This is a genomic window from Bradyrhizobium niftali (assembly GCF_004571025.1).
Taxonomy (GTDB): domain Bacteria; phylum Pseudomonadota; class Alphaproteobacteria; order Rhizobiales; family Xanthobacteraceae; genus Bradyrhizobium; species Bradyrhizobium niftali.
This window is the reverse complement of record NZ_SPQT01000007.1, coordinates 187,113-208,230: the sequence shown is the minus strand read 5'-3', so window position 1 is coordinate 208,230 and position 21,118 is coordinate 187,113. Positions and strand designations below refer to the sequence as shown.

The window sequence follows — 21,118 nt, the reverse complement described above, 5'->3', positions numbered from 1 at the left end:
GCCGCATCTTATGCCGCACAGGCGCTCTATGCTTGCAGCTGTGAAATCGCGCAAGCGCGCCAGGATGAGGATGATGAGCCATTTTCGCCCGAAATACATAACTTTCGACTGCTACGGGACGCTGACGAATTTCCGCATGGCAGACGCGGCGCAGGATCTCTATGGCGCTCTGCTACCCCAACCGCGGATGACTGAATTCGTCAGAGACTTCGCGGCGTATCGGCTCGACGAGGTTCTCGGCGACTGGAAGCCTTATGCCGAGGTTATTCACAACGCGCTCGAGCGCGCCTGCAAGCGCAATGGTGTCGCCTTCAAGGTCGAGCATGCGCAGATGGTCTACGACCGCGTACCGACCTGGGGACCGCATCCCGACGTTCCCGCTGGCCTGTCCAGGGTTGCCAATAAAATACCGCTGGTCATCCTCTCGAACGCCATGAATGTGCAGCTCCCTTCCAACGTGGCGAAGCTTGGCGCACCCTTCCACGCGGTGTTCACGGCCGAACAGGCGAGATCCTACAAGCCGCGCATGAAGGGCTTTGAATACATGTTTGATGCGCTAGGCTGCGGGCCCGAGGACGTAGCACACTGCTCTTCCTCGTTCCGTTATGACTTGATGACGGCCCATGATCTCGGCATCAAGAACAAGGTGTGGGTTAATCGCGGGCACGAGCCCGCCAACCCATATTACGGCTATGTTGAAATCAGGGACATTGCCGGCCTGCCGGATGTGTTCGGCCTCTAAGCCCACGGATCTGCGGTGAAATACGTCTCTTATTGGCATGACACCGCACCGGCCTTCAGCGGTGGCGCTGAAGGGGCGGTCGAGGGACATTACGATGTTGCGGTGATCGGCGGTGGCTTCACAGGCCTGGGAGCCGCGCGCCAGCTCGCGAAGGCGGGCACCAGGGTTGTTGTGCTCGAGGCCGACCGGGTGAGCTGCGGAGCGTCAGGCCGGAACGGCGGACACCTCAATAACGGTCTGGCTCATAGCTATCTTGCCGCCAAGACGGAGTTGGGCCAGGAGCAAGCTATCGCGCTTTATCGTGCGCTCGATGCTTCGATCGACACTCTCGAGGCGCTGATCGCGGAGGAGGGGATTGAATGCAGTTTCCGCCGCGCCGGCAAGCTGAAGCTCGCTTCCAAGCCGAAGCACTTCGATGCAATCGCGCGGAATTTCGAGGCGGTCCATCGCGAGGTGGATCCGGAGACCGCGTTGCTCTCCGCCCAGGATCTGAGCTCTGAGGTGGGTTCGCCCTTCTTCGGCGCGATGCTCTCGAAGAAGAGCGCCATGATGCATATGGGACGCTATGGCATCGGGCTGGCCGAGGCAGCCAAACGCCGCGGTGCCGTCATCTTCGAGAAGGCTGCGGTCATCGCCCAGGCGCGGGAAGGGTCGCGCCACCGCCTGACGACGTCGCGCGGCAGCGTCACCGCCGATCAGGTGGTGCTGGCCACGGGCGCCTACACCACGCCGAATTTCGGCTACTTCAGACGGCGCATCGTCACGGTCGGCAGCTTCATCATAGCGACCAGTCCGCTGGACGCGGCTGAAGTCGCAGCCACGATGCCCGGCAACCGTACTTGCGTCAATTCGATGAACGTCGGCAATTATTTTCGGCTTGCGCCCGACAATCGCTTGATTTTCGGCGGACGCGCGCGGTTCTCGGCGACGTCAGACCAGCGGTCCGACGCCAAGAGCGGCGCCGTTCTCGCCGACAGTCTCACGCGAATTTTTCCGCAACTCGCCGGCATACCAATCGACTATTGCTGGGGCGGGCTCGTCGACATGACCAGCGACCGCTATCCACGGGCCGGCTACCAGGATGGGCTATGGTACGCGATGGGCTATTCAGGACATGGCGCACAGCTGTCGACCCATCTTGGCATGATCATCGCCGACGCCATGCTGGGACAAGAGGATAGAAACCCGATGAAAGGCCTCCGCTGGCCTGCGGTGCCCGGCCACTTTGGCAAACCATGGTTTCTGCCGTTGGTGGGAATGTACTACAAGATGCTCGATCGAATTCAGTAGCTCGGACACTCCAGGCCACCGCGCGGGCCGGACAAATCACAGACTGCGATTTGTCCGTCTCGGTGGCTGCCTGTCCGGAAAGAGAGGCGCGAGCGGCGCCTTCTCCGTTCCGTCGCTGGCTAAGCCAGCCCGCCGATATGGAAGGTTTTCACCTCGAGATATTCTTCGATCCCGATTTGCGCTCCTTCACGCCCCAATCCAGACTGCTTCACTCCGCCGAATGGGGCGACCTCCGTTGACACCATACCAGTGTTGAGGCCGACCATGCCGACCTCAAGCGCCTCTGCAACGCGCCAGGACCGCTTGAGGTTCGATGTGTAAAAATATGCGGCAAGTCCAAACGGCGTCGCATTCGCGATGGCAATCGCCTCGTCGTCTGTCTCGAAGCGGAAGAGCGGCGCGACCGGACCAAATGTTTCTTCGTGCGCCAGCACCATATCGGTGGTTGCGTTGGTCAGCACGATCGGCGCCGTAAATTGCGCCCCCTTCGGCAGTGTAGCCGGTTGGGTGGCGATGCGGGCGCCCTTGGACAGCGCGTCGGCGACATGGCGGTTGATTTTGCTGATCGACGCCTCGTTGATCATCGGTCCAATCGCCACACCGGGCTTGAGGCCTGGTCCCACCGTCATTTCATTGACACGAGCGACAAGCCTGTCTGCGAAGGCATCATAAATGCCGGCCTGCACGAGGATCCGATTGGCGCAAACGCAGGTCTGGCCACCGTTGCGGAATTTTGACACGAGCGCGCCTTCGACCGCGAGATCAAGATCGGCGTCGTCAAAGACGATGAAGGGGGCGTTCCCGCCGAGTTCGAGACTCACCCGCTTAACGCTGTCTGCGGCGCCGCGCATCAGCAGCGAGCCGATGCGGGTCGACCCTGTGAAGGAGATCTTGCGCACCATTTCGTTGGCCATGATCTCGGCGCCGATCTCGGTCGGCAATCCCGTGACGACATTGATCACGCCGGCGGGAATTCCGGCGCGCTCGGCCAGAACCGCGAGAGCCAGCGCCGAATAGGGCGTGAATTCGGAGGGCTTGATCACGACGGTGCACCCCGCCGCAAGCGCGGGAGCCACCTTGCGCGTGATCATGGCGTTCGGGAAATTCCACGGCGTGATAATGCCGCACACGCCGACCGGCTCCTTGAGAACCACGATGCGCCGATCGGCCGTTGGTGACGGGATCGTCGTGCCGCCGATGCGCCGGGCTTCCTCCGCAAACCACTTGACGAACGAAGCGCCGTACCGGATCTCGCTGCTGGCCTCGTCCAATGGTTTGCCCTGTTCAAGCGTCAGAATTCGGGCCAGGTCATCCAGATGCGCGATCATGAGCCCATGCCAGGCTTCCAGAAGCGCGGCGCGCTCGGCGGTCGTCTTTGCGCGCCAGGCGCGGGATGCCTCGGCGGCAGCGGCAATGGCGGCGCGGGTCTGATCCCGTCCCATATCCGGCACGGTACCAAGAACAGCCTGCGTAGCCGGCTCGATCACGTCGACCGTCTTGCCCGAGAGAGCCGCCTGCCATTGGCCGCCGATCAAGCCTTGCTGGCGGAAGAGCCCTTTGTCGCTCAGATTCTGCATGTCGGATCCTTGTCTATTGGGAGAGTCTGGAAAGAACGGCTGCGGTGATTGCTTCGGTTCGGTGTTTGCCTTGGACCGTACCGATGCCATGGGAAGTGGTTTTCTCCAGCGCCGCCATGACGCGCGCCGCGGCATCGCGCTCGCCAAGGTGATCGAGCATCATCGCCCCGGACCAGATGGCCGCGATTGGGTTGGCAGTGCCGAGATGAGCGATGTCGGGCGCTGAGCCGTGAACGGGCTCGAACATCGAAGGAGCGTTGCGGTCCGGGTTGATGTTGGCGGAGGCGGCAAAGCCAAGTCCACCCTGAATAGCCGCGCCGAGATCGGTCAGAATGTCGCCGAACAGGTTGGAGGCGACGACGACGTCGAGACTCTCCGGCGCCAGGATCATGCGCGCGGCGAGTGCATCCACGTGGTAGCTCGTGACTTCCACGTCCGGATACTCGGCAGCAACCCGTTGGGTCATCTCGTCCCAGAAGACCATCGAGTATCTTTGGGCATTCGACTTGGTGACCGAGGCGAGCTTCCCACGCCTCTTGCGCGCCTGGGCGAATCCGAATCGCAAAATCCGTTCCACTCCGGCGCGCGTAAACACGGAGGTTTCGACCGCCACCTCGTCGCCGGTGCCCTGATGCACCCGTCCGCCAGCCCCCGAATATTCGCCTTCGGTGTTCTCGCGGATGCAGAGGATGTCAAACTCGGTCGCCTTCAACGGGCCGTTGACACCCGGGAGCAGGCGGTGCGGCCGAATGTTGGCATACTGCGTAAACTCCTTGCGGATCGGCAGCAGGAGCCCGTGCAGCGAAACGGCATCGGGTACGACCGCGGGCCAGCCGACTGCGCCAAGCAGAATGGCGTCGAACTTCTGCAGCGTCTTGATGCCGTCAGCAGGCATCATCGAGCCCGTTTCCCTGTAGAACGCGCAGGACCACGGAAATCTGGCGCCATTGAGCGCAAAGCCCGAATGCTTGGCGGCAACCTCAAGGACCGCGCAGGCGGCCTCCGTCACGTCGTGGCCAATGCCATCGCCCGGAATGAGTGCGATCGTATAGTTCTTCATGGAGGCTCTAAACCTGAATGAGCACGCTCTTGGAGCGGCGGTTGGCGTGATAGGCCTCGCGGCCGAGGTCCTTGCCAATGCCGGAGCGCTTGTAGCCCCCGGTCGGCAGGATGTGGTCACGCGATCGGCCGTAGCGGTTGACCCACACAGTGCCAGCGGAAATTGCGCGTGTGATCCGCATGACCCGTGAAACATCGCGGGTAAAGAGCCCGGCAGCGAGACCGTAAGTCGGGTGATCGGCGAGCGCCAAGGCTTCCTCCTCGGTCGTGAACGTTTGTAAGGTCAGTACCGGTCCGAAGATCTCTTCGGTGATGGCGGGAGAAGACTGATCGACCTTCGTAAGAAGCGTCGGCGCATAGAAATAGCCCTTGCCCTCCATCGGTTCGCCGCCGCTAAGGCATTCTGCGCCCTCGGCGCAGGCTGCTTGCACGAGCGAGTGAATCCTCGTGCGCTGCCCTCGGATATGATCGGGGAATAGGTCGTTGCGGCGTCCCAGGTGGGGCCTGCTTGAACGGCTTTCATACGAGCGAGGATGGCCTCAACGAGCGGCTCGGCCACAAAGGCGTGGGCTATGAGCCGCGATCCGGCGACACAGGCTTGCCCGGCATTTGCGATGATGCTGCCGGCAATCGCAGAAGCGGCCTGATCGAGATCGGCATCGGCGAAGACGATTTGTGGGCTCTTGCCGCCGAGCTCGAGCGTCATTGGCTTGATGCCCGTGTGCGCGACATTGGCCATGATGGCCGCGCCAGCGCCAGTCGATCCGGTGAAGCTCACTTTGGCGACGTCGGGATGTCCCGTCATGGCGGTACCGGTTGTCTGCCCGTCACCGAGCACGACGTTGACAAGCCCCGCGGGCAGGCCCGCCTGTACCGCCAATTGGGCGAGGAAGACGGACGAGAACGGCGTCATTTCGGATGGCTTGAGCACGACCGCGTTGCCCGCAGCAAGAGCCGGTCCGAGCTTCCAGCCTGCCATGGACACAGGAAAATTCCAGGGCGTAATGGCGCCGACGACCCCGAAGGGCTCAGTCATGATGATGCCGAGATGCTTGTCGTCGGTGGGCACCAGATCGCTGCCTTCCTTGTCCGCGAATTCAGCGAAGAAACGGATTTGCTCTGCGGTGACCGCGATGTCTCCCGCAACAAGTTGACCGACCGGGCGGGTGGATGAAACCGCCTCAAGTCTGGCGAGCGTCTTGGCCTCGCTCTCGATGAGATCGGCCCATCGCCGGAGCACGTTGGCTCGCTCTCGGGGCCGCACGCCACCCCAGTTGCTCGTCTTCAACGCCTTCCTGGCGATCTGGACCGCCTCGTCCACGACCTCTTCCGAGGCGATGGGACACTCGGCGTAGGACGCACCATCCGAGGGGCGGCGCATCGGAAGCAGGCCAGGAGATTCCAGCAACCGATCGCCGATGAAGTGGCCGATGGGTAGCGAAATCCGATCGGGATCGAAGCTTAGGCTCATGACACCGTGACGTAGATCTTGCGGACCGTCTCGACGGTCTTCCATACGCCCGTGAATCCGGGCTTCATGACGAAGCTGTCGCCGGCTCTGAAGGTCATGGGATCGCCGTGGTCGGGCGTAATCTCCACGATACCGGAGATGATGTGGCAGAACTCGAAGGTCTCTCCCTTGATGGAGCGTGTCTCGCCCGGGGTCGCCTCCCATATGCCGGTATGTACGAGTTCGCCCTTAGCCACGTCTTGCGCCCAGGTCCTGAAGTGGGGGGCGCCGGCAATGAGCCGCTCGGGCATCGGGGTGGACTCCTCGGGGGCGAAGCTCGGATTGGGATCGATCGATTTCAGCAGCAACTTGGGCTCCTCTCAGTAACCACGAGTCCGATCCACGAGCCCGATGGGATCAAGGCCCGCCTCGTATCGTTTGATGTTGTCGATGACCGACCGCGCGGCGGTTTCCGCTTGAGTTGCGCTCGCCACATGCGGGGTGAGCAGCACCTTCGGATGAGCCCACAAGGCATGATCCAAGGGCAGTGGCTCGGGTTCGGTTACGTCGATGACGGCGCTGGCGAGCTGACCGGCGTCCAGAGCGGCCAGAAGTGTGAAGTGATCGAGCTGCGCACCTCGTCCCGCATGGACCAGCGCAGCGCCTTTCGGCAGCTGCGCAAACAGGTTGCAATCCAGGATCCCGCGCGTGTCCTCGGTGAGAGGCAGCAGGCAGACCAGAATGTCGGTCTCGCCGAGCATTTGGCTGAGACCGGCTTGGCCGCAATATGTCGCAACTCCCTCGATCGTCTTGCGCGATCGGCTCCAGCCACTCAAGGGAAAGCCGAAAGGCTTCAGGCTTTCCAGCACGGCGCGGCCGAGCATGCCAAGCCCGAGCAGCCCGACTCGCCGGTCGGCCGCCTGCTTCTGCGGCAGAGCCTGCCATTGGTGCCGCCGCTGCAGGTCAAGATAGGCGGGAAGGTTGCGGTGGAGCGCCAGCACCGCGAGCGTGACATACTCCTGCATCATCCGGATGATGCCGTCTTCCACCATCCGCACCACCTTCACCTCGGGCGGAATCGCCAATAGCGGAAATTGATCGACCCCGGCGCCAACGGAGAACAGGATTTCAAGATTGCGATAACGTTCGAGCCCGTCGGGTACCGTCCAGCTGATGATGTAACGCACCAAGTCAGTATCGACCGATGCCGGATCGATCGTGAACGGGAGGTGAGGGAGCTCGCGAACGAAGGCGTCGCGAAAAACGGTCCCGCGCTCGGCGTCGGAATTGAAGAGAAAGGTCATTGGCCGATTTTCAAAGCACAGGGAATGGCGAGTACGCCGGAACGGAACCAACCTAATGGACTGGGGGCCGTTTCCATGCCGAATGCGATCGCGATTTAGCGGATTGTTCGGTACGACGCCTGATCTGAAACGCATTCTGCCGCGATTGATGGTTTATGGTGGTTTTGCCGGGAGCCTGCAGCGGACCCGCAGTGGCACCATTCGAGCGACGTCAGGCTGATTGCAGAGAGAGATATGAAACGCCGCATATCCAATTCGATTACGATCGATGCTTTCGAGGCGCGTGCTGTCGAGATCGATACCGTCGAGCTGGAACAGCTTCACGCGCTCTCGATCGGCGTCGCCTGGCCGCACCGGGCTGAGGACTGGCAGTTCCTCCGTGACGTTGGTCACGGCATCGTGGCTCACGATGAAATCGGACGGGTGCTGGGATCGGCCATGTGGTTTCCCTATGGCTCGGATTTTGCCACCGTCGGCATGGTCATCACGTCTCCGCGCCTTCAGGCGCTTGGCACGGCACAGTGGCTCATGAAGCGCGTTTTCTCGGAGTGCAAGGGACGCAATCTCCGCCTCAATTCCACGCGCGCAGCGCGCAAACTCTATCTGTCGCTCGGCTTCCGCCCCGAGAGGACGGTGTTCCAATGTCAAGCGGAGGCGCAGCGATCCGACGAGATGCCGCGTCCTCCGGAAGGAGCCGAGCTGCGCCGTCTCGACCAGGGCGACCTTGCGGCCGTCGCCGAACTCGATGCGCAGGGGTACGGCGCATCCCGCGTGGAGCTGCTCAACGCTCTCTTGCAGCAATCGGTTGGGTTCGGCCTCTACCGGCATGGCCGCATGGAGGCCTATGCGCTGTGCCGCCCGTTTGGGCGCGGCCATGTCATCGGGCCCGTGGTGGCGTCAAATGACAAGGACGCGATCGTCGTCATTGCGCCGCACATGACTGCCCATGAGGGAGAGTTTCTGAGGCTCGATACGCACCTCGCCGACGGCGAGTTCTCCTCCTTCGTGGCTCGGTCAGGCCTTGCTGTTTTTGACACTGTTACGACGATGTCTCTGGGAGGAGACTTCCGTGATCCCAACGAACGCTCGGGAAACATGCCCGTAACCTATGCGCTTGCGAGCCAAGCGCTTGGTTGAGACCCATCGTCGCTATCAAGCACTCAAAGAGGCTAAAGGTCGCTCCGACGGGGCCGATAGCGAAACTCCATCGCTGTGAGCGTCAAGCATCTTGCGGCGCGGCTGCGCCGGCGGTCCGTCGCCGTGCCGGCAGGAAAAATCCGGCGATCGCGCCGGCCAATGACAGCGTTGCGGCGAGGCTCATCGCCGCGGCAAATCCGCTCGCGAAATGCGTAGGCGAATCGACCGCGCCGTTGGCCGAGAAGGTCGCTACCAGCGCGGCGACGCCGAACATGCCGCCGAGGAAGCGGCCCATGTTGAAGACGCCGGACGCCTTACCCATTTCGGCCACCGCGACTGAGCTCAGGATGGCGTTCTGCGCTGCCGGCATCGCCATCGAGACCCCGACGCCGGCCAGCACCAACGGCGCGACCAGAGCGGAGTAGGGAACCGCGGGGCTCACGATCTCAGCGATCCAGCCAAGGCCGATCGACTGCATCAGCAATCCCGTCACCACCAGCGGTCGCTCGCCGAACCTGTTGACGACCGCGCCGGCGATCGGGGCGGTGACGAACAGCGTCGCTGTCCAGGGCAGCAGACGAAGTCCGGCGCCGAAGGCATCGAAGCCCAGCGTGATCTGCAGGAACTGCGGCAGCAGGAACAATACGCCGTACATCGCGGCGTAGAACAGGACGCTTGCGGACATGCCGGAGGCGAGGGCGCGCGAAGCAAACAGCCGCATCGGCACCATCGGCGCGGCCGCGCGCAATTCCCAGAGCACGAAGCCGGCGGTGAACACCAGGCCTGACATCAGCGCGCCCATGACCTCGGCGCTCGCCCACCCCACGGCGTTGCCGCGCAACAGGCCCCAGACCAGCGCGAGCGCTGCGAAGGCGACGAGCGCGAGGCCAGGGATGTCCAATGCGGCGGCCGGTCCGAAGCTTTCGCGCAACCGTGCCAGCACCAGGGCAATCGCAATCAGGCCGATCGGCAGGTTGATCCAGAACACCCAACGCCAGCCGAAATGTTCGGTGATGAAGCCGCCGATGGCCGGGCCTATGATCAGCGCGCATCCGGTGATGCTGCTGAAAATGCCGAGCGCGCGGGCGCGCTCCTCCCGGCCGAACGTGCCGCTCAGGATCGCCATCGCCAGCGGCATCACCAGCGCGGCGCCGGCGCCCTGCAGCGCGCGGGCGGCGATCAGCGCGGTGGCATTGCCTGCGAGCGCACAGGCTGCCGATGCAACGACGAACAGGGCGATCCCGGCCGCGAACATGCGGCGGCGACCGAAGCGGTCGCCGAGCGCGGCGCCGGTCAGGAGCAGCACGGCAAAGGTCAGGTTGAAGGCGTTGACGGTCCATTGCAGCGTCTCGACCGGGCTGCCGAATTCGGCGCGGACGGCCGCGAATGCCGTCGTAATGATCATGGCGTCCAGCGCCAGCATGAAGGATGCCAGCGCAGTGACACCAAGCACCCAGTTCTGCTCGGCGCGATTGGTCGGGGTCTGCATCGCCCTCTCTCCGTGTGTCGCGCCACCCTGTCGCGGCGCGTTCTGCGGGCTAGACGAGGCCGGAGGGGTAGAGGATGCGCCCAAAAATAATTTTCCCCGGGCTGCATCCTTCGGCTGCCGGCAAACGTCCTAGGGATGAGGCGGCCGCGAGCCAGGTCGCGACATGAGCAAGGAGCGTGCGATGAGAAGGACGTTGATCAGGTACAAGGCCAAGCCGGAGCTGGCCGACAGGAATGCCGAGCTGGTTTCGGCCGTATTTGCGGAATTGAAGGCGGTCGGGCCGGACGGCGTGCGCTATCTGACGCTGCGGCTGGAGGACGACACCTTCATCCATTTTGTCGAGGCCGCGACCGAGGACGGCTCGAGCCCGATCCCGAAACTTAGGGCGTTTCAGGCGTTCCAGGACGGCATCCGCGACCGCTGCGCCGAGCCGCCGCTGGTTCGTGATGTGAGGATCGTCGGCAACTATCGTATGCTGGACGAGTCCTGAACAGGCGAGTCGGAGGAACAATGGCGCCAGAGCCACTGGCCACCGTCGATATCGAGGCGCTGCTGGCGCGGATGCGGCCGAAGCTGCATCGCTACTGCGCGCGCATGGTCGGCTCGGTCATCGACGGTGAGGACGTGCTGCAGGATGCGCTGATCAAGGCGATGGGAGCGCTGCAATCGGTCACGCCCGTCGTCAATACGGAGGGCTGGCTGTTCCGCATCGCGCACAACACCGCGCTGGATTTCCTGCGCCGCCGCAACCGGCAGGAGGCGCTGCATTCGGCTGAGGAGGTGGAGATGATTGCCGACCAGCTCGATGATTTGGAAAGCCGCCAGATTGCTGCGACCAGCCTGCGCACCTTCATGCGGCTGTCGGTGGCGCAGAGGTCCAGCGTGATCCTGATGGACGTGCTCGGCTGCTCGCTGGCCGAGGTCTGCGGCATCATGGATTTCAGCCTGCCGGCGGTGAAGGCCGCGCTGCATCGTGGGCGCACGCAGCTGCGTGAGTTTGCCGAGGAGCCGGACGACGCGCCGCAGCCGGGCCTGTCGGAAGCCGACCGCACGCGGCTCAACGCCTATGTCGGCCATTTCAATGCCCGCGACTTCGACGCGATCCGCGCCATGATCGCCGATGACGTCAGGCTCGAGCTCGTCAACCGCACCAGGCTGAAGGGCAAGGCCGAGGTATCGCGCTATTTCGGCAATTATTCGAAGATCAGCGACTGGCACCTGGTGACGGGGCAGGTCGACGGACGTCCGGCGATCCTGGTGTTCGATCCGAACGAGCCGGGCGGGCGGCCGAAATATTTCATGCTGTTGAACTGGTCCGCCGACAAGCTCGCCACCATCAGGGATTTTCGTCACGCGGCGTACGTTATCGATGCGGCCGAGTGCGTAGTGGACAAAGGGTGAGTGGATCACAGACGTCAAGGGAGTGGCTCTGGCGCGTAAACACGTATATGGAACGTCTCTCCACATACTAGGAGCTATGTCCGGGAGGTTCCGATGGCGGATGCCGCGATCAAGTCGGCACGGCGCGTGTTCGAGATCATGGAATTCTTCGATCGCGCGCGTCGCCCGCTCGGCCTCAAGGCGATCTGCGACGAACTCCGCTACCCCGTCTCGAGCGGCGCGGCGATGCTGAAGAGCCTCGTGACGCTGGGCTATCTGGAGTACGACCGCAAGACACAGACTTATCTGCCGACCATGCGGATCGCGGTATTGGGGCGATGGGTGTCGGAGCAGTTGTTCGGCGAAATCCGGATGCTGCCGCTGATGGAGGAGTTGCGCGATCGTACCCGCGAAACGGTGATCGTGGGGACCCAGAGCGACATCAGCGCCCAATATGTGCATGTGCTGCGCTCAAACCAGGCGCTTGCCTATTCGGCCGAGCCGGGATCGCTGCGCCCGCTGGCACGCTGCGGTGTCGGCCTGACGTTGCTCAGCAGCAAGCCGGATGAGGAAATCGATACGCTTGTCTACCGCAGCAATCATGCGGAACCGGTGCGCAGCCACCGCGTGGCGCTGAAAGACGTGATGGCGAACATCGAGCGCATCCGCAAGCAAGGCTATTTCTTCTCTCGCGGCATCTACAGCGAAGGCATCGGCGTGATTGCGATGCCGCTGCCGCGCGCGCCGTTCACCCGCAACTTCGTCATCGCGCTTGGTGGGCCGGTGTACCGCCTCGAGCGGGACCTCGACCAGAACGTCGCGGCGCTGCGCGGGACGATCCGTCGGTTCCTGCCGAGAAATGCCGGAAACTGACTGTCTCTCACTTCCATGGATATGGAAGTGAGAGACATGTCCATGCAACGGATTGCGGCGCCCGTCCTCCCCGATCTAGTTTGCCGGCGAATGACAAGCCGGCTTGCAGATCGCCCGGCACAATCGACACGGGAGGACAGGCGTGGACTTTGCGCGGGGAGAAAGCGACGAGATCATCGCCGAGACGATCGGGCGCTTCGCGGCTGACGAACTGCGTCCCCGTCTTCGCGAGTTCGAAGCCGCGCGCACGGTCGGCGAAAGCGTGCGGGAACGCTTCGCCGCGCTGGGCTTCGAGGCGTTGGATATCGCCGAGGAAGCCGGCGGTGCCGGCCTCGGTCTGCTCGCTCGTGTCAGGACCAATCGTCTGCTCGCTGAAGCCGACGCCGGCGCCGCGCTTGCGCTGGACCGGTTCGCGCCGGCGATCTACGTGATCGAGGCCTTCGGCGGGGTTGAACCGCTGAAGTCGCTTGGGATGAACCTCGGGCAGTCCGACCTACGCTTCGCCCTGGTCACGGATCCTGGTGCAGGGGATGTTGCGGGTGTGCGAGTTGCGGGCCATGTGGCCTGGATACCTGCAGCCCCGGCGGATGTGCTCGTGGGCCTTGGTCCGCAGGGCGCATGGGTGTTGAAGGACGGTTTTGCTTTTGAGCCCGTCCGTGGTGCGGCCCTGCACGCCGCAGGCGCAAGCGCCGTCAGGTTTGACGGCACGCCCATTCTGGCGTGGCATGACCCGATGCGTGCGGCGCGGGCGCTCGCCAGGATCAGGATTTATTACGCCTCGCTGATCTGGGGTGTGCTCTCCGATGCAGCCGGGTTTTCGCGCAGCTACGCGCTCGACCGTGTCGCGTTCGGCAAGCCGATTGCCCATCATCAAGCGCTCGCATTCCTGATCGTCGACATGTACGTCGCCGTCGCGCGGTTGGGGCTTCTGATCGAAGATGCGGCGATGGCAATCGATGCCGGCGAAGGCCGCGCCGTCGGAGCGGCGGCGGCAGCTTTCGTCGATGCCATCGAGGCGAGCCGCTTCGTCGGCCCGAATGGCGTTCAGATCCTCGGCGGCCACGGCTTCATGCGTGATTTCCCCGTCGAGAAGGCGATGCGGGACTGTCGCGCGCTCGGCCTGCTGGCGGGTGGATGCGATTCTGCGCGCGAGGATGCCGGCGCGGGACTTGCGGCGACAATCTCGGAGAGGATCGCCGCGTGAACAAATTCAGCGCCGCACTCAATGTGCATATCGAGCAGGTCCGGGAGTGGGGGCAGCGCGAGGTACGGCCGGCCGGACTCGAGGCCGATCGCAACGGCGCGCCGTTGCCGCCCGATCATCCCTATTTCGCCGGGTATGTCGATTTCCGGAGGAGGCATCCCGGGCCGGTCGACGACGGCGCGGTGCCTGAAGGTCCCGCGGTCCGAATGGCCGCAATCAATGAGGAGAATGCCTATTGGGATCGCGGCATGGGTGTCGCCGCGCCAGGGCCGGGACTGCCGGCGCCGATCGTCGCCGCCGCCGGCACGCCGGAGCAGCGCGAGCACTTCCTTGGGCCATTCCGCGGCAGTGAGATTCCGCGCTGGGGCAGCTTCGCGTTGACGGAACCAAGCGGAGGCTCGGACACGACGGCGTTCCGCACCCGCGCGACGCGCACCGATCGCGGCTTTCTGCTCAACGGCGCCAAATGCTTCATCGGCAATGCAGCTCGCGCCGACTGGGTGCTGGTGCAGGCCAATCTCGATCCCGACAAGGGCCGCTCCGGGCAGCGGTCGTTTTTCGTCGAGCGCGGCAACCGCGGCATGACCGGAATCAAGGTCGAGAACAAGATGGGGCTCCGCGCCTATGAGTCGGTGTCGTTCATCCTCGAGGACTGCGAGGTCCCGCGCGACAACATCCTGGGCGGCGAGCGGCCCGAACAGACGTCGAGGTCAAGCGCCTACGGCGCCACGATGGGAACGCTCAACACGACGCGTGTTGGCGTCGCGGCGAGCGCCGTTGGCCTGGCGCGCTCCGCTTATGACGAGGCGTTGAATTTCGCGAAGCAGTCAGGCGCGTTCAGGTCGATACGGGTGCGCGACCGGCTGGAGGCGATGCACCGGCAGCTTCGCGCGGCCTGGCTCATGACGCTTCGCGCGGCCTGGAAGGCTGACAGCAGGATTCCCAACATCGTGGACGCTTCGATGGCTAAGGTGTTTGCCGCCGAGACCGCCCAGGATCTCGCCAGTGCCGGCATGGAGATCGTCGGGCTTGAGGCAGGTGCCGGTCATCACCTCGTCGAGAAGCTGTTTCGCGATGCGAAGGCGCTGAACATCGTCGAGGGCACCGGGCAGATCCAGCGCATCATCATGGCGAGACATCTCGTCGGACTGCCGCGCTGACGCGATCCGAGACATTGCATGGATAGTCCCTTGAACGAAATCCTCCGCCCATCGGACGCGGCGTCGATCGCAGCCTTTCTTGCACCCCGCTCGATTGCCGTCATCGGCGCCGCTCCCGCCGAACAGCGCTCGATCCGCGGCATGTTGCTGCGGGTGCTGCGCCGCGCCGGCTTCACCGGGCGAATTGCACCGGTCAATCCGAGTTACCGCGAGGTCAACGGCTTGCGCTGCTATCCCGCCATTGGCGCAGTCAAGTTCCCGATCGATCTCGCGATCATCGCCCTCCCGGCGGAGCTGGTCTGCGACGTCGTTGAGCAATGCGTCGCGGCCGGCGTTCGTGCGGCGATCGTCATTTCCTCGGGATTCGCCGAGGAAAGCGTTGCGAAGGCCGAACGTCAGTTGCGGTTGTCGGACATCGCGCGACGCACCGGAATCCGTATCTGCGGGCCGAATTGCGAGGGATTTTATAACGTCGCCGGATGCGTCGCCGCGACATTCAGCGCGGCAGCGGAGCCTTCGCTTTCGGGCTCGACGAGAAACGCGGCTGGCGGTCGCGTGGCGATCGTGGCGCAGAGCGGGGGGCTCGGCTTCTCGCTGTTCAGTCGCGGGCGGGCCGCCGGCCTCGAGATCGGCCATGTCGTCACGACGGGTAATGAGTGCGATCTCACTGCGGTCGACTTCATCACGCATTTTGCAGGCGATCCCGGCTGTGCGGCCATCATCGCTTACCTTGAGGAAGTACGTGATTTCGAGCGGTTCGCGGCTGCGGCGGGCCGGGCGCAAGCGGCGGGCAAGCCGGTGATCGTGATCAAGATCGGCCGATCCGAAGCCGGCCGCCGCGCGGCTGTCGCGCACACCGCAAGCGATACGGGCGTGGCTACGGATTTTGACGCGATGTTCGCGGCTACCGGCGTGATCGCGGTCGCTGATCCGGATGATGCGGTCGCGGCTGCGCTTGGACGCCTGACCAACCCGGTCGCCGCCGGGCGTCGTGTCGGCATTGTCACGACAGCGGGGGGCGCCGGAACCGTCCTGAGCGAATGTCTCACGGAAGCCGGGTTCAGCGTTCCCGTACTGGATCAGAAGCTGCAGGCGCGGCTTCGACCGACGTTCCCCTCCTATGGCTCCGCCGCGAACCCGATCGATGTCACGGCGCAAGGCATTTTCACGGGCGGCGTTCTTCAATCGCTCGAGGTGCTGCTTGACGGCGAGGACGTCGACTCCATCGTGCTGTCGCTGTCGCTGTCGAACGAACGCAGCATCTCGCTGGACGTGGCGGCGCTGAGCGCGCTCCGCGCGCGCCGATCGAAGCCCGTCCTGATCTACAGTTACACCCTGCTGTCACCCTTCGCGCGCGAAGCGCTCTCGACCGCGGGATTTGCGGTGTTCGAGCGGGCGCGGGACCTTGTCGTCGCCATGCGCGCACTGAGCACCGCCGGCCACGACGACCGCGCGAGCGCATTCGACAGCGGAGCCATGGCATCATGATCAGCTTCGATGTCACTGACGAACAGAGCCAGATCCGCGACATGCTCCTCACCTTCGCGAAGGAGGAGCTGACGCCGCGGGCGCGGCAAGCCGACGAAACGTGCGCCGCACCGGCCGAATTGCTCGACGAAGCGTGGTCCCTGGGGCTCGCTTCGCTTGCGATTCCGGAGGCCTATGGTGGCGGCGGTGCGCCACGTTCTACCCTGACGGGCGCGTTGATGCTGGAAGCAATGGGCTCCGGATGCGCCGGACTCGGCGGCGCCGCCGCTGCATCGTCGCTGTTTGTCAACCCGCTGATCGACCTCGGGTCGGAAGAGCAGAAGAAACGTGAGCTGCCGAAATTCTGCGGGAATGCGCGTCGTGCGGCAACGCTTGCGCTGCACGAGGACTCGTTTGCGTTCGATCCGTCGCGGATCGTCACCCGCGCCGAACCGAGGGCGGACGGCTGGCGGATCACCGGCGTCAAGCGGCTGGTGCCACTCGGCGAGGAGGCTGGGGATATGCTGGTGCTCGCGCGGGCATCCGACGCGCCGGGCATTGACGGGATCAAGGCCTTCATCGTCCCTCCGCGTGCCCCAGGCGTCGCGATCACCCGCGAGAGCGGCACTATCGGGCTCACGCCGATGCGGTTTGCCCGGGTCGAGCTTGCCGGCGTTTCGCTTCCACCTGACGCGATCCTCGGCGAGGGCGATGGCGCGGATATCCGTCCCCTGCTGGCCAGCCTGCGCATTGGTGGTGCGGCGCTCGCCGTGGGGCTGGTGCGCGCGGTGACCGATTTCGCGATTCCGTACGCCAGGGAACGTGTCGCATTCGGTGAGCCGATCGCAAAGAAGCAGTCGATCGCCTTCATGCTGGCCGACATGCATATCGAGTGCGACGTCATGCGTTGGCTGGTGTGGAAGGCGGCCGCCGCGTTCGATCGGGGAGCCGATGTTTCGAAAATGGCGGTTCTTGCGCAGAACTACGTCAACCGCCGCGCGATCAGGATCGCCGATGACGGGCTGCAGATATTCGGAGGCCACGGCTACATCCGCGACCTTCCGCTCGAGATGTGGCTGCGCAACGCGCGGATGCTGACCATCCACGGCGCGCTCGCGGCGGCGTGACGGAGCAGAGCATGGTGGACTTCACGCTTTCCGACCCTGATAGGGACATTCTTTCTGGTGTCGCCGAGGAGGCAAAGGCCAGCGAGAAATACGCGCGCCACTACGACGCGCACGAGGACGAAATCCTGCCCAAGGCGTTTGTCGAGGCCGCGGCGTTCCCCTCGCTGCTCGAACGGATGCGGCGTCGCCCGAGCGACGACACGCCGTCCGTGATCATGCAGATGCTGATCAGGATCGAGCGCGAGGCGCACAATGGCGTGCCGTTGCGCCAGGCGCCATCGGCGCTAGGCAATGCGGCGCTGGGCGCGGCCGGCACGCCCGCGCAGCAGAAGCGGTGGGGGCATCTGATGCTGGCGATGTCGATCACCGAGCCGGGTGCCGGATCCGATACCAAGGCGATCCAGACGACCGCCGTTCTCGACGGCGACGAGTGGGTGCTCAATGGCGACAAGATCTTCGTCACCAATGGCGTGCGGTGCCACGGCACGATCGTCTGGGCGACAGTCAGCAAGGCGGCCGGTCGCGGCGGCATCAAATCGTTCCTGGTGCTGAAGGGCACGCCCGGGTTCGAGCTGGTCCGCAAGGAAAAGAAGCTCGGAATTCGCAGCAGCGATACCGCGGCCTACGCGTTTCGCGATTGCCGCATCCCGCGCGACCATCTGATCGGTGGCGACGAGCGCGTGCCGCAAAGCGCGGACGAGGGCTCCGCCTCCTACAAAGGGGTCCTCAAGACGTTCAACATCACCCGTCCGACCGTCGCCGCTGGCGGCATCGGAAAGGCGCTCGGCGCTTTCCGGTATGCGCGGGATCGCCTGGCTAAGGAAGGGATCGCGGTCGATTGGGACAAGGGGCCGCACGATCGGACTTCCACGGAGCAGACGCTGCTGGAGCTCGAGGCCGACATCGAGGCAGCGACGCTGACGGTCCTGCGGGCGGCCTGGCTCGCGGCGCGCGGCGAGCCCAACAATCTTGAGGCATCAGTCGCAAAAGCGAAGGGCGGCGAGCTCTGTCGCAGCGGTCCGCAGCGCGCGATGGAACTGCTGGGCGCAATGAGCCTCAGCCACGATCATCCGGTCGAGCAATTCCTGCGCGATGGCCGCATCACCGACATCTATGAGGGTACCGGGCAGATCCAGCGGCTCGTCATCGCGCGCGCCATCCTCGGATATTCGTCGGCCGAGCTCAGTTGAACGCAGGGCACAGGCCAAAACGCGGCGCGGTTGATCGACCGGACGTTCCGGACAGGAGGAGTTTTGATGCGCGAAGCTGTGATCGTTTCGACGGCGCGGACGCCGATCGGCAAGGCCTATCGAGGCGCGTTCAACAACACGACGGCGCCGACGCTGGGAGGCCACGTCATTCGCGCGGTCGTCGAGCGCGCCGGGCTCGATCCGGCCGAGGTCGACGATGTGGTGATGGGCGCCGCCCAGCAGCAGGGGACCTCCGGCAACAACGTCGCCCGTCACGCTGCGCTACGCGCCGGGCTTCCCGACAGCGTCGCCGCGATGTCGATCGATCGCAAATGCTCGTCCGGTCTGATGGCGATCGCGACTGCCGCGAAATACATCATCAATGACGGTGCACCGGTCGCGATCGGCGGCGGCCTGGAATCGATCAGCCTGGTGCAGAACGACAAGGTCAATCGTTACCGCGCGTGGGACGATTGGATCCTCCGCCACGCCACGGGTCTCACGAGCTCGATGATCGAGACGGCCGAGCTCGTCGCGGAGCGCTACGGCATCAGTCGCGAGGCGCAGGACGATTATGCCCTGCGATCGCAGCAGCGGACGGCGACAGCGCAGGCCGAAGGCCGCTTCGACCGGGAAATCGCGCCGCTCACGACCGAGATGACGGTCATGGATCACGCCGGCGGCGAAATCGCCAGCAGGGAGGTTACGCTGACGCGGGACGAGGGCAATCGTCCGCAAACCACCCGCGAGGATCTCGCGAAGCTCAAGCCCGTGTTCGCCGGCGGGCGCTTTGTCAAGCAGGGGCGATTTGTCACCGCCGGGAACGCCTCGCAACTGTCCGACGGCGCCGCAGCAGTGCTCCTGATGGAAGCCGCGGAGGCGGAGCGGCGTGGTCTGGAGCCGCTCGGCGCCTATCGCAGCATGGCGGTCGCCGGTTGTGCGCCGGAGGAGATGGGCATCGGCCCCGTCTTCGCGGTACCGAAGCTGCTCGAACGCAACGGACTGCGGATCGACGATATCGACCTCTGGGAACTGAATGAGGCTTTCGCCTCGCAGCTGCTGTATTGCCGCGACCGGCTCGGCATTCCCGATGAGCGACTCAACGTCTCGGGCGGCGCGATCGCGATCGGGCACCCCTATGGCATGACGGGCGCGCGCTGCGTCGGACATCTGATGCACGAAGGGAGGCGCCGCAAGGCCCGCTACGGCGTGGTGACGATGTGCTGCGCCGGCGGCATTGGTGCCGCCGGCCTGTTCGAGATTTTTCACGGGGGACTGCATGAGCCAGCGTGAGCTCGATGTGTCGGAGATACAGCAGCACATCCTCGCCGCCGAACGCGATGCGGCGAGGATCGATGGTATGAGTGCCGATACACCGCGGATTCCGATCGAACGCGTCGGCATCCTCGGCGCCGGTACGATGGGGGGCGGCATCGCCATGAACTTCCTGTCGATCGGCATTCCCGTGACGATCGTCGAGCGTGACCAGGTTTCGCTGGAGCGCGGCCTCGCTGCGATCCGCCGAAACTACGAACGCGCCGTAAGCCGCGGCCGCCTCGCCGCGGAAGACGCCGAGCGTGCGCTGGCGTTGCTGACGCCGAGCCTCGTCATCGACGACCTTGCCGACAGCGATCTCATCATCGAGGCCGTGTTCGAGAGCATGGCGGTCAAGAAGGATGTGTTTCGCAAGCTCGACGCAATCGCCAAACCGGACGCCATCCTGGCGTCGAACACCAGCCGGCTCGACATCGACGTGATTGCCGCGGAGACGCGTCGGCCCGAGGCGGTGATCGGCCTGCACTTCTTCTCGCCGGCGAACGTCATGCGGTTGCTGGAGATCGTGCGTGGGGCGAAGACCGGGCCGTCGCAGCTTGCGACCGCCATGGACCTCGCCGGACGGATCGGCAAGATCGCCGTCGTTTCGGGCGTCTGCCCGGGGTTCATCGGCAATCGCATGCTTGGCCGGCGACAGGCGCAGGCGCAGAGGCTGATCCTCGAGGGCGCAAGACCCTGGGATGTCGATCGCGTGCTGACCGAATTCGGGTTTCCGATGGGGCCGTTCCAGATGAGCGATCTGGCAGGCCTCGATCTCGGCTGGCGGCGCGAGACCTCGAAGGGCGAAAGCATTCGCGATCTGTTGTGTGAACGCGACCGCCGCGGCCAGAAGACGTCGAAGGGCTACTACGACTACGACGCAGAGCGGGTCGCGACGCCGTCGCAGGAAGTCGAGGCACTCATTGCCGAGTTTGCGAGGAGCCGCGGCTATCGTTCGCGTCAGGCCACGGACGATGAGATCCTGGAACGGCTGCTCTATCCCATGATCGACGAGGGCATGAAGATCCTCGATGAGGGTATCGCGCAGCGCGCGTCGGACATCGATGTGGTCTGGCTCAATGGCTACGGTTGGCCTGCGCACACGGGAGGCCCGATGTTCTGGGCGGAAAGCGTCGGGCTTGGCCGCATCGCCGCGCGTCTTCAACGCCATGCCGACAAGCTTGGCCCGGATGGCGTGCTGTCGTCGCGGCTCGCACGCATCGCCGCGTCGGGCGGGCATCCGAACTGATCCCCGGGTTGGCGGATATTTCCATATCCATGGAAGTGCACGTACGTCCCGCGCAGATGAGGCGGATCGCGATCAGTGACGATAGGATCGATGCCATGGCCGGCAT

At 64.4% G+C, this 21,118-nt stretch carries 18 protein-coding genes and 1 pseudogene; 13 read left to right on the top strand and 6 right to left on the bottom strand.

Going from position 1 to position 21,118, the window contains the following annotated elements; translation table 11 throughout:
• Positions 1 to 73 precede the first annotated feature (73 nt).
• A complete protein-coding gene (locus E4K65_RS15915; RefSeq protein WP_135175022.1) occupies positions 74 to 742 on the top strand; it encodes a haloacid dehalogenase type II in 669 nt (222 codons plus the stop codon).
• Positions 743 to 757: 15 nt separating this feature from the next.
• Positions 758 to 2,032: an NAD(P)/FAD-dependent oxidoreductase gene (locus tag E4K65_RS15910; protein WP_135174977.1), complete on the top strand. Its 1,275-nt coding sequence runs from the start codon at positions 758 to 760 to the stop codon at positions 2,030 to 2,032.
• Between the two features lie 119 nt (positions 2,033 to 2,151).
• On the opposite strand, the gene E4K65_RS15905 is transcribed toward E4K65_RS15910, so the two are convergent.
• The 5 genes and pseudogenes from E4K65_RS15905 to E4K65_RS15885 all read right to left on the bottom strand — a co-directional run bounded on the left by E4K65_RS15905 (position 2,152) and on the right by E4K65_RS15885 (position 7,422).
• Positions 2,152 to 3,609, bottom strand: coding sequence for an NAD-dependent succinate-semialdehyde dehydrogenase (locus E4K65_RS15905; RefSeq protein ID WP_135174976.1), 1,458 nt, complete (start codon positions 3,607 to 3,609; stop codon positions 2,152 to 2,154).
• Between the two features lie 13 nt (positions 3,610 to 3,622).
• Complete coding sequence (locus tag E4K65_RS15900; protein WP_135174975.1) at positions 3,623 to 4,669, bottom strand: tartrate dehydrogenase; 1,047 nt, start codon at positions 4,667 to 4,669, stop codon at positions 3,623 to 3,625.
• 7 nt (positions 4,670 to 4,676) lie between these two features.
• Positions 4,677 to 6,139: pseudogene (locus E4K65_RS15895) on the bottom strand (aldehyde dehydrogenase family protein).
• Positions 6,136 to 6,429: a cupin domain-containing protein gene (locus tag E4K65_RS15890; protein ID WP_135175021.1), complete on the bottom strand. Its 294-nt coding sequence runs from the start codon at positions 6,427 to 6,429 to the stop codon at positions 6,136 to 6,138. The pseudogene E4K65_RS15895 and the gene E4K65_RS15890 overlap by 4 nt, the downstream one beginning before the upstream one ends.
• 69 nt (positions 6,430 to 6,498) lie before the next feature.
• Complete coding sequence (locus tag E4K65_RS15885) at positions 6,499 to 7,422, bottom strand: 2-hydroxyacid dehydrogenase (protein WP_135174974.1); 924 nt, start codon at positions 7,420 to 7,422, stop codon at positions 6,499 to 6,501.
• A 234-nt stretch (positions 7,423 to 7,656) separates the two neighbouring features.
• Between E4K65_RS15885 and E4K65_RS15880 the strand changes: the two genes are divergently transcribed.
• On the top strand, positions 7,657 to 8,559 hold the full coding sequence (locus tag E4K65_RS15880; RefSeq protein ID WP_135174973.1) for a GNAT family N-acetyltransferase: 903 nt from the start codon (positions 7,657 to 7,659) through the stop codon (positions 8,557 to 8,559).
• Between the two features lie 82 nt (positions 8,560 to 8,641).
• Here the strand turns inward: E4K65_RS15880 and E4K65_RS15875 are convergent, their stop codons facing one another.
• Entirely contained in the window at positions 8,642 to 10,048 is a 1,407-nt protein-coding gene (locus tag E4K65_RS15875) for a DHA2 family efflux MFS transporter permease subunit (protein ID WP_135174972.1), read from the bottom strand.
• Between the two features lie 181 nt (positions 10,049 to 10,229).
• Between E4K65_RS15875 and E4K65_RS15870 the strand changes: the two genes are divergently transcribed.
• The 10 genes from E4K65_RS15870 (at position 10,230) to E4K65_RS15825 (ending at position 21,012) form a co-directional block, all read left to right on the top strand.
• Positions 10,230 to 10,538 (top strand): hypothetical protein, encoded by a 309-nt coding sequence (locus E4K65_RS15870; protein ID WP_135174971.1) that lies wholly within the window; start codon positions 10,230 to 10,232, stop codon positions 10,536 to 10,538.
• Positions 10,539 to 10,558: 20 nt separating this feature from the next.
• Positions 10,559 to 11,449, top strand: a complete 891-nt coding sequence (locus tag E4K65_RS15865; RefSeq protein ID WP_135174970.1) for a sigma-70 family RNA polymerase sigma factor — start codon at positions 10,559 to 10,561, stop codon at positions 11,447 to 11,449.
• Between the two features lie 93 nt (positions 11,450 to 11,542).
• The gene (locus tag E4K65_RS15860) at positions 11,543 to 12,301 is read left to right on the top strand and encodes an IclR family transcriptional regulator (protein WP_135174969.1); all 759 of its coding nucleotides are present in this window, start codon (positions 11,543 to 11,545) and stop codon (positions 12,299 to 12,301) included.
• A 142-nt stretch (positions 12,302 to 12,443) separates the two neighbouring features.
• Complete coding sequence (locus E4K65_RS15855) at positions 12,444 to 13,505, top strand: acyl-CoA dehydrogenase family protein (RefSeq protein WP_167770844.1); 1,062 nt, start codon at positions 12,444 to 12,446, stop codon at positions 13,503 to 13,505.
• Entirely contained in the window at positions 13,502 to 14,665 is a 1,164-nt protein-coding gene (locus E4K65_RS15850) for an acyl-CoA dehydrogenase family protein (RefSeq protein ID WP_209312068.1), read from the top strand. Before E4K65_RS15855 ends, E4K65_RS15850 begins: the two co-directional genes overlap by 4 nt.
• A gap of 30 nt (positions 14,666 to 14,695) precedes the next feature.
• Positions 14,696 to 16,153, top strand: a complete 1,458-nt coding sequence (locus E4K65_RS15845) for a CoA-binding protein (protein ID WP_167770843.1) — start codon at positions 14,696 to 14,698, stop codon at positions 16,151 to 16,153.
• Complete coding sequence (locus E4K65_RS15840) at positions 16,150 to 17,259, top strand: acyl-CoA dehydrogenase family protein (RefSeq protein WP_135174965.1); 1,110 nt, start codon at positions 16,150 to 16,152, stop codon at positions 17,257 to 17,259. The genes E4K65_RS15845 and E4K65_RS15840 overlap by 4 nt, the downstream gene beginning before the upstream one ends.
• An 11-nt stretch (positions 17,260 to 17,270) precedes the next feature.
• Positions 17,271 to 18,449 (top strand): acyl-CoA dehydrogenase family protein, encoded by a 1,179-nt coding sequence (locus E4K65_RS15835; protein ID WP_135174964.1) that lies wholly within the window; start codon positions 17,271 to 17,273, stop codon positions 18,447 to 18,449.
• A gap of 66 nt (positions 18,450 to 18,515) precedes the next feature.
• A complete protein-coding gene (locus E4K65_RS15830; RefSeq protein WP_135174963.1) occupies positions 18,516 to 19,742 on the top strand; it encodes an acetyl-CoA C-acyltransferase in 1,227 nt (408 codons plus the stop codon).
• Positions 19,729 to 21,012 (top strand): 3-hydroxyacyl-CoA dehydrogenase, encoded by a 1,284-nt coding sequence (locus tag E4K65_RS15825; RefSeq protein WP_135174962.1) that lies wholly within the window; start codon positions 19,729 to 19,731, stop codon positions 21,010 to 21,012. Before E4K65_RS15830 ends, E4K65_RS15825 begins: the two co-directional genes overlap by 14 nt.
• Positions 21,013 to 21,118: the final 106 nt, after the last annotated feature.

Excerpts from the sequence above, each read along its gene's own strand:
- E4K65_RS15905 (WP_135174976.1), bottom strand. The coding sequence starts at position 3,609 with ATGCAGAATCTGAGCGACAAAGGGCTCTTCCGCCAGCAAGGCTTGATC.
- E4K65_RS15840 (WP_135174965.1), top strand. The coding sequence starts at position 16,150 with ATGATCAGCTTCGATGTCACTGACGAACAGAGCCAGATCCGCGACATG.
- E4K65_RS15860 (WP_135174969.1), top strand. The coding sequence starts at position 11,543 with ATGGCGGATGCCGCGATCAAGTCGGCACGGCGCGTGTTCGAGATCATG.
- E4K65_RS15915 (WP_135175022.1), top strand. The coding sequence starts at position 74 with ATGAGCCATTTTCGCCCGAAATACATAACTTTCGACTGCTACGGGACG.
- E4K65_RS15880 (WP_135174973.1), top strand. The coding sequence starts at position 7,657 with ATGAAACGCCGCATATCCAATTCGATTACGATCGATGCTTTCGAGGCG.
- E4K65_RS15875 (WP_135174972.1), bottom strand. The coding sequence starts at position 10,048 with ATGCAGACCCCGACCAATCGCGCCGAGCAGAACTGGGTGCTTGGTGTC.
- E4K65_RS15865 (WP_135174970.1), top strand. The coding sequence starts at position 10,559 with ATGGCGCCAGAGCCACTGGCCACCGTCGATATCGAGGCGCTGCTGGCG.
- E4K65_RS15900 (WP_135174975.1), bottom strand. The coding sequence starts at position 4,669 with ATGAAGAACTATACGATCGCACTCATTCCGGGCGATGGCATTGGCCAC.
- E4K65_RS15830 (WP_135174963.1), top strand. The coding sequence starts at position 18,516 with ATGCGCGAAGCTGTGATCGTTTCGACGGCGCGGACGCCGATCGGCAAG.
- E4K65_RS15825 (WP_135174962.1), top strand. The coding sequence starts at position 19,729 with ATGAGCCAGCGTGAGCTCGATGTGTCGGAGATACAGCAGCACATCCTC.
- E4K65_RS15835 (WP_135174964.1), top strand. The coding sequence starts at position 17,271 with ATGGTGGACTTCACGCTTTCCGACCCTGATAGGGACATTCTTTCTGGT.
- E4K65_RS15885 (WP_135174974.1), bottom strand. The coding sequence starts at position 7,422 with ATGACCTTTCTCTTCAATTCCGACGCCGAGCGCGGGACCGTTTTTCGC.
- E4K65_RS15870 (WP_135174971.1), top strand. The coding sequence starts at position 10,230 with ATGAGAAGGACGTTGATCAGGTACAAGGCCAAGCCGGAGCTGGCCGAC.
- E4K65_RS15890 (WP_135175021.1), bottom strand. The coding sequence starts at position 6,429 with ATGCCCGAGCGGCTCATTGCCGGCGCCCCCCACTTCAGGACCTGGGCG.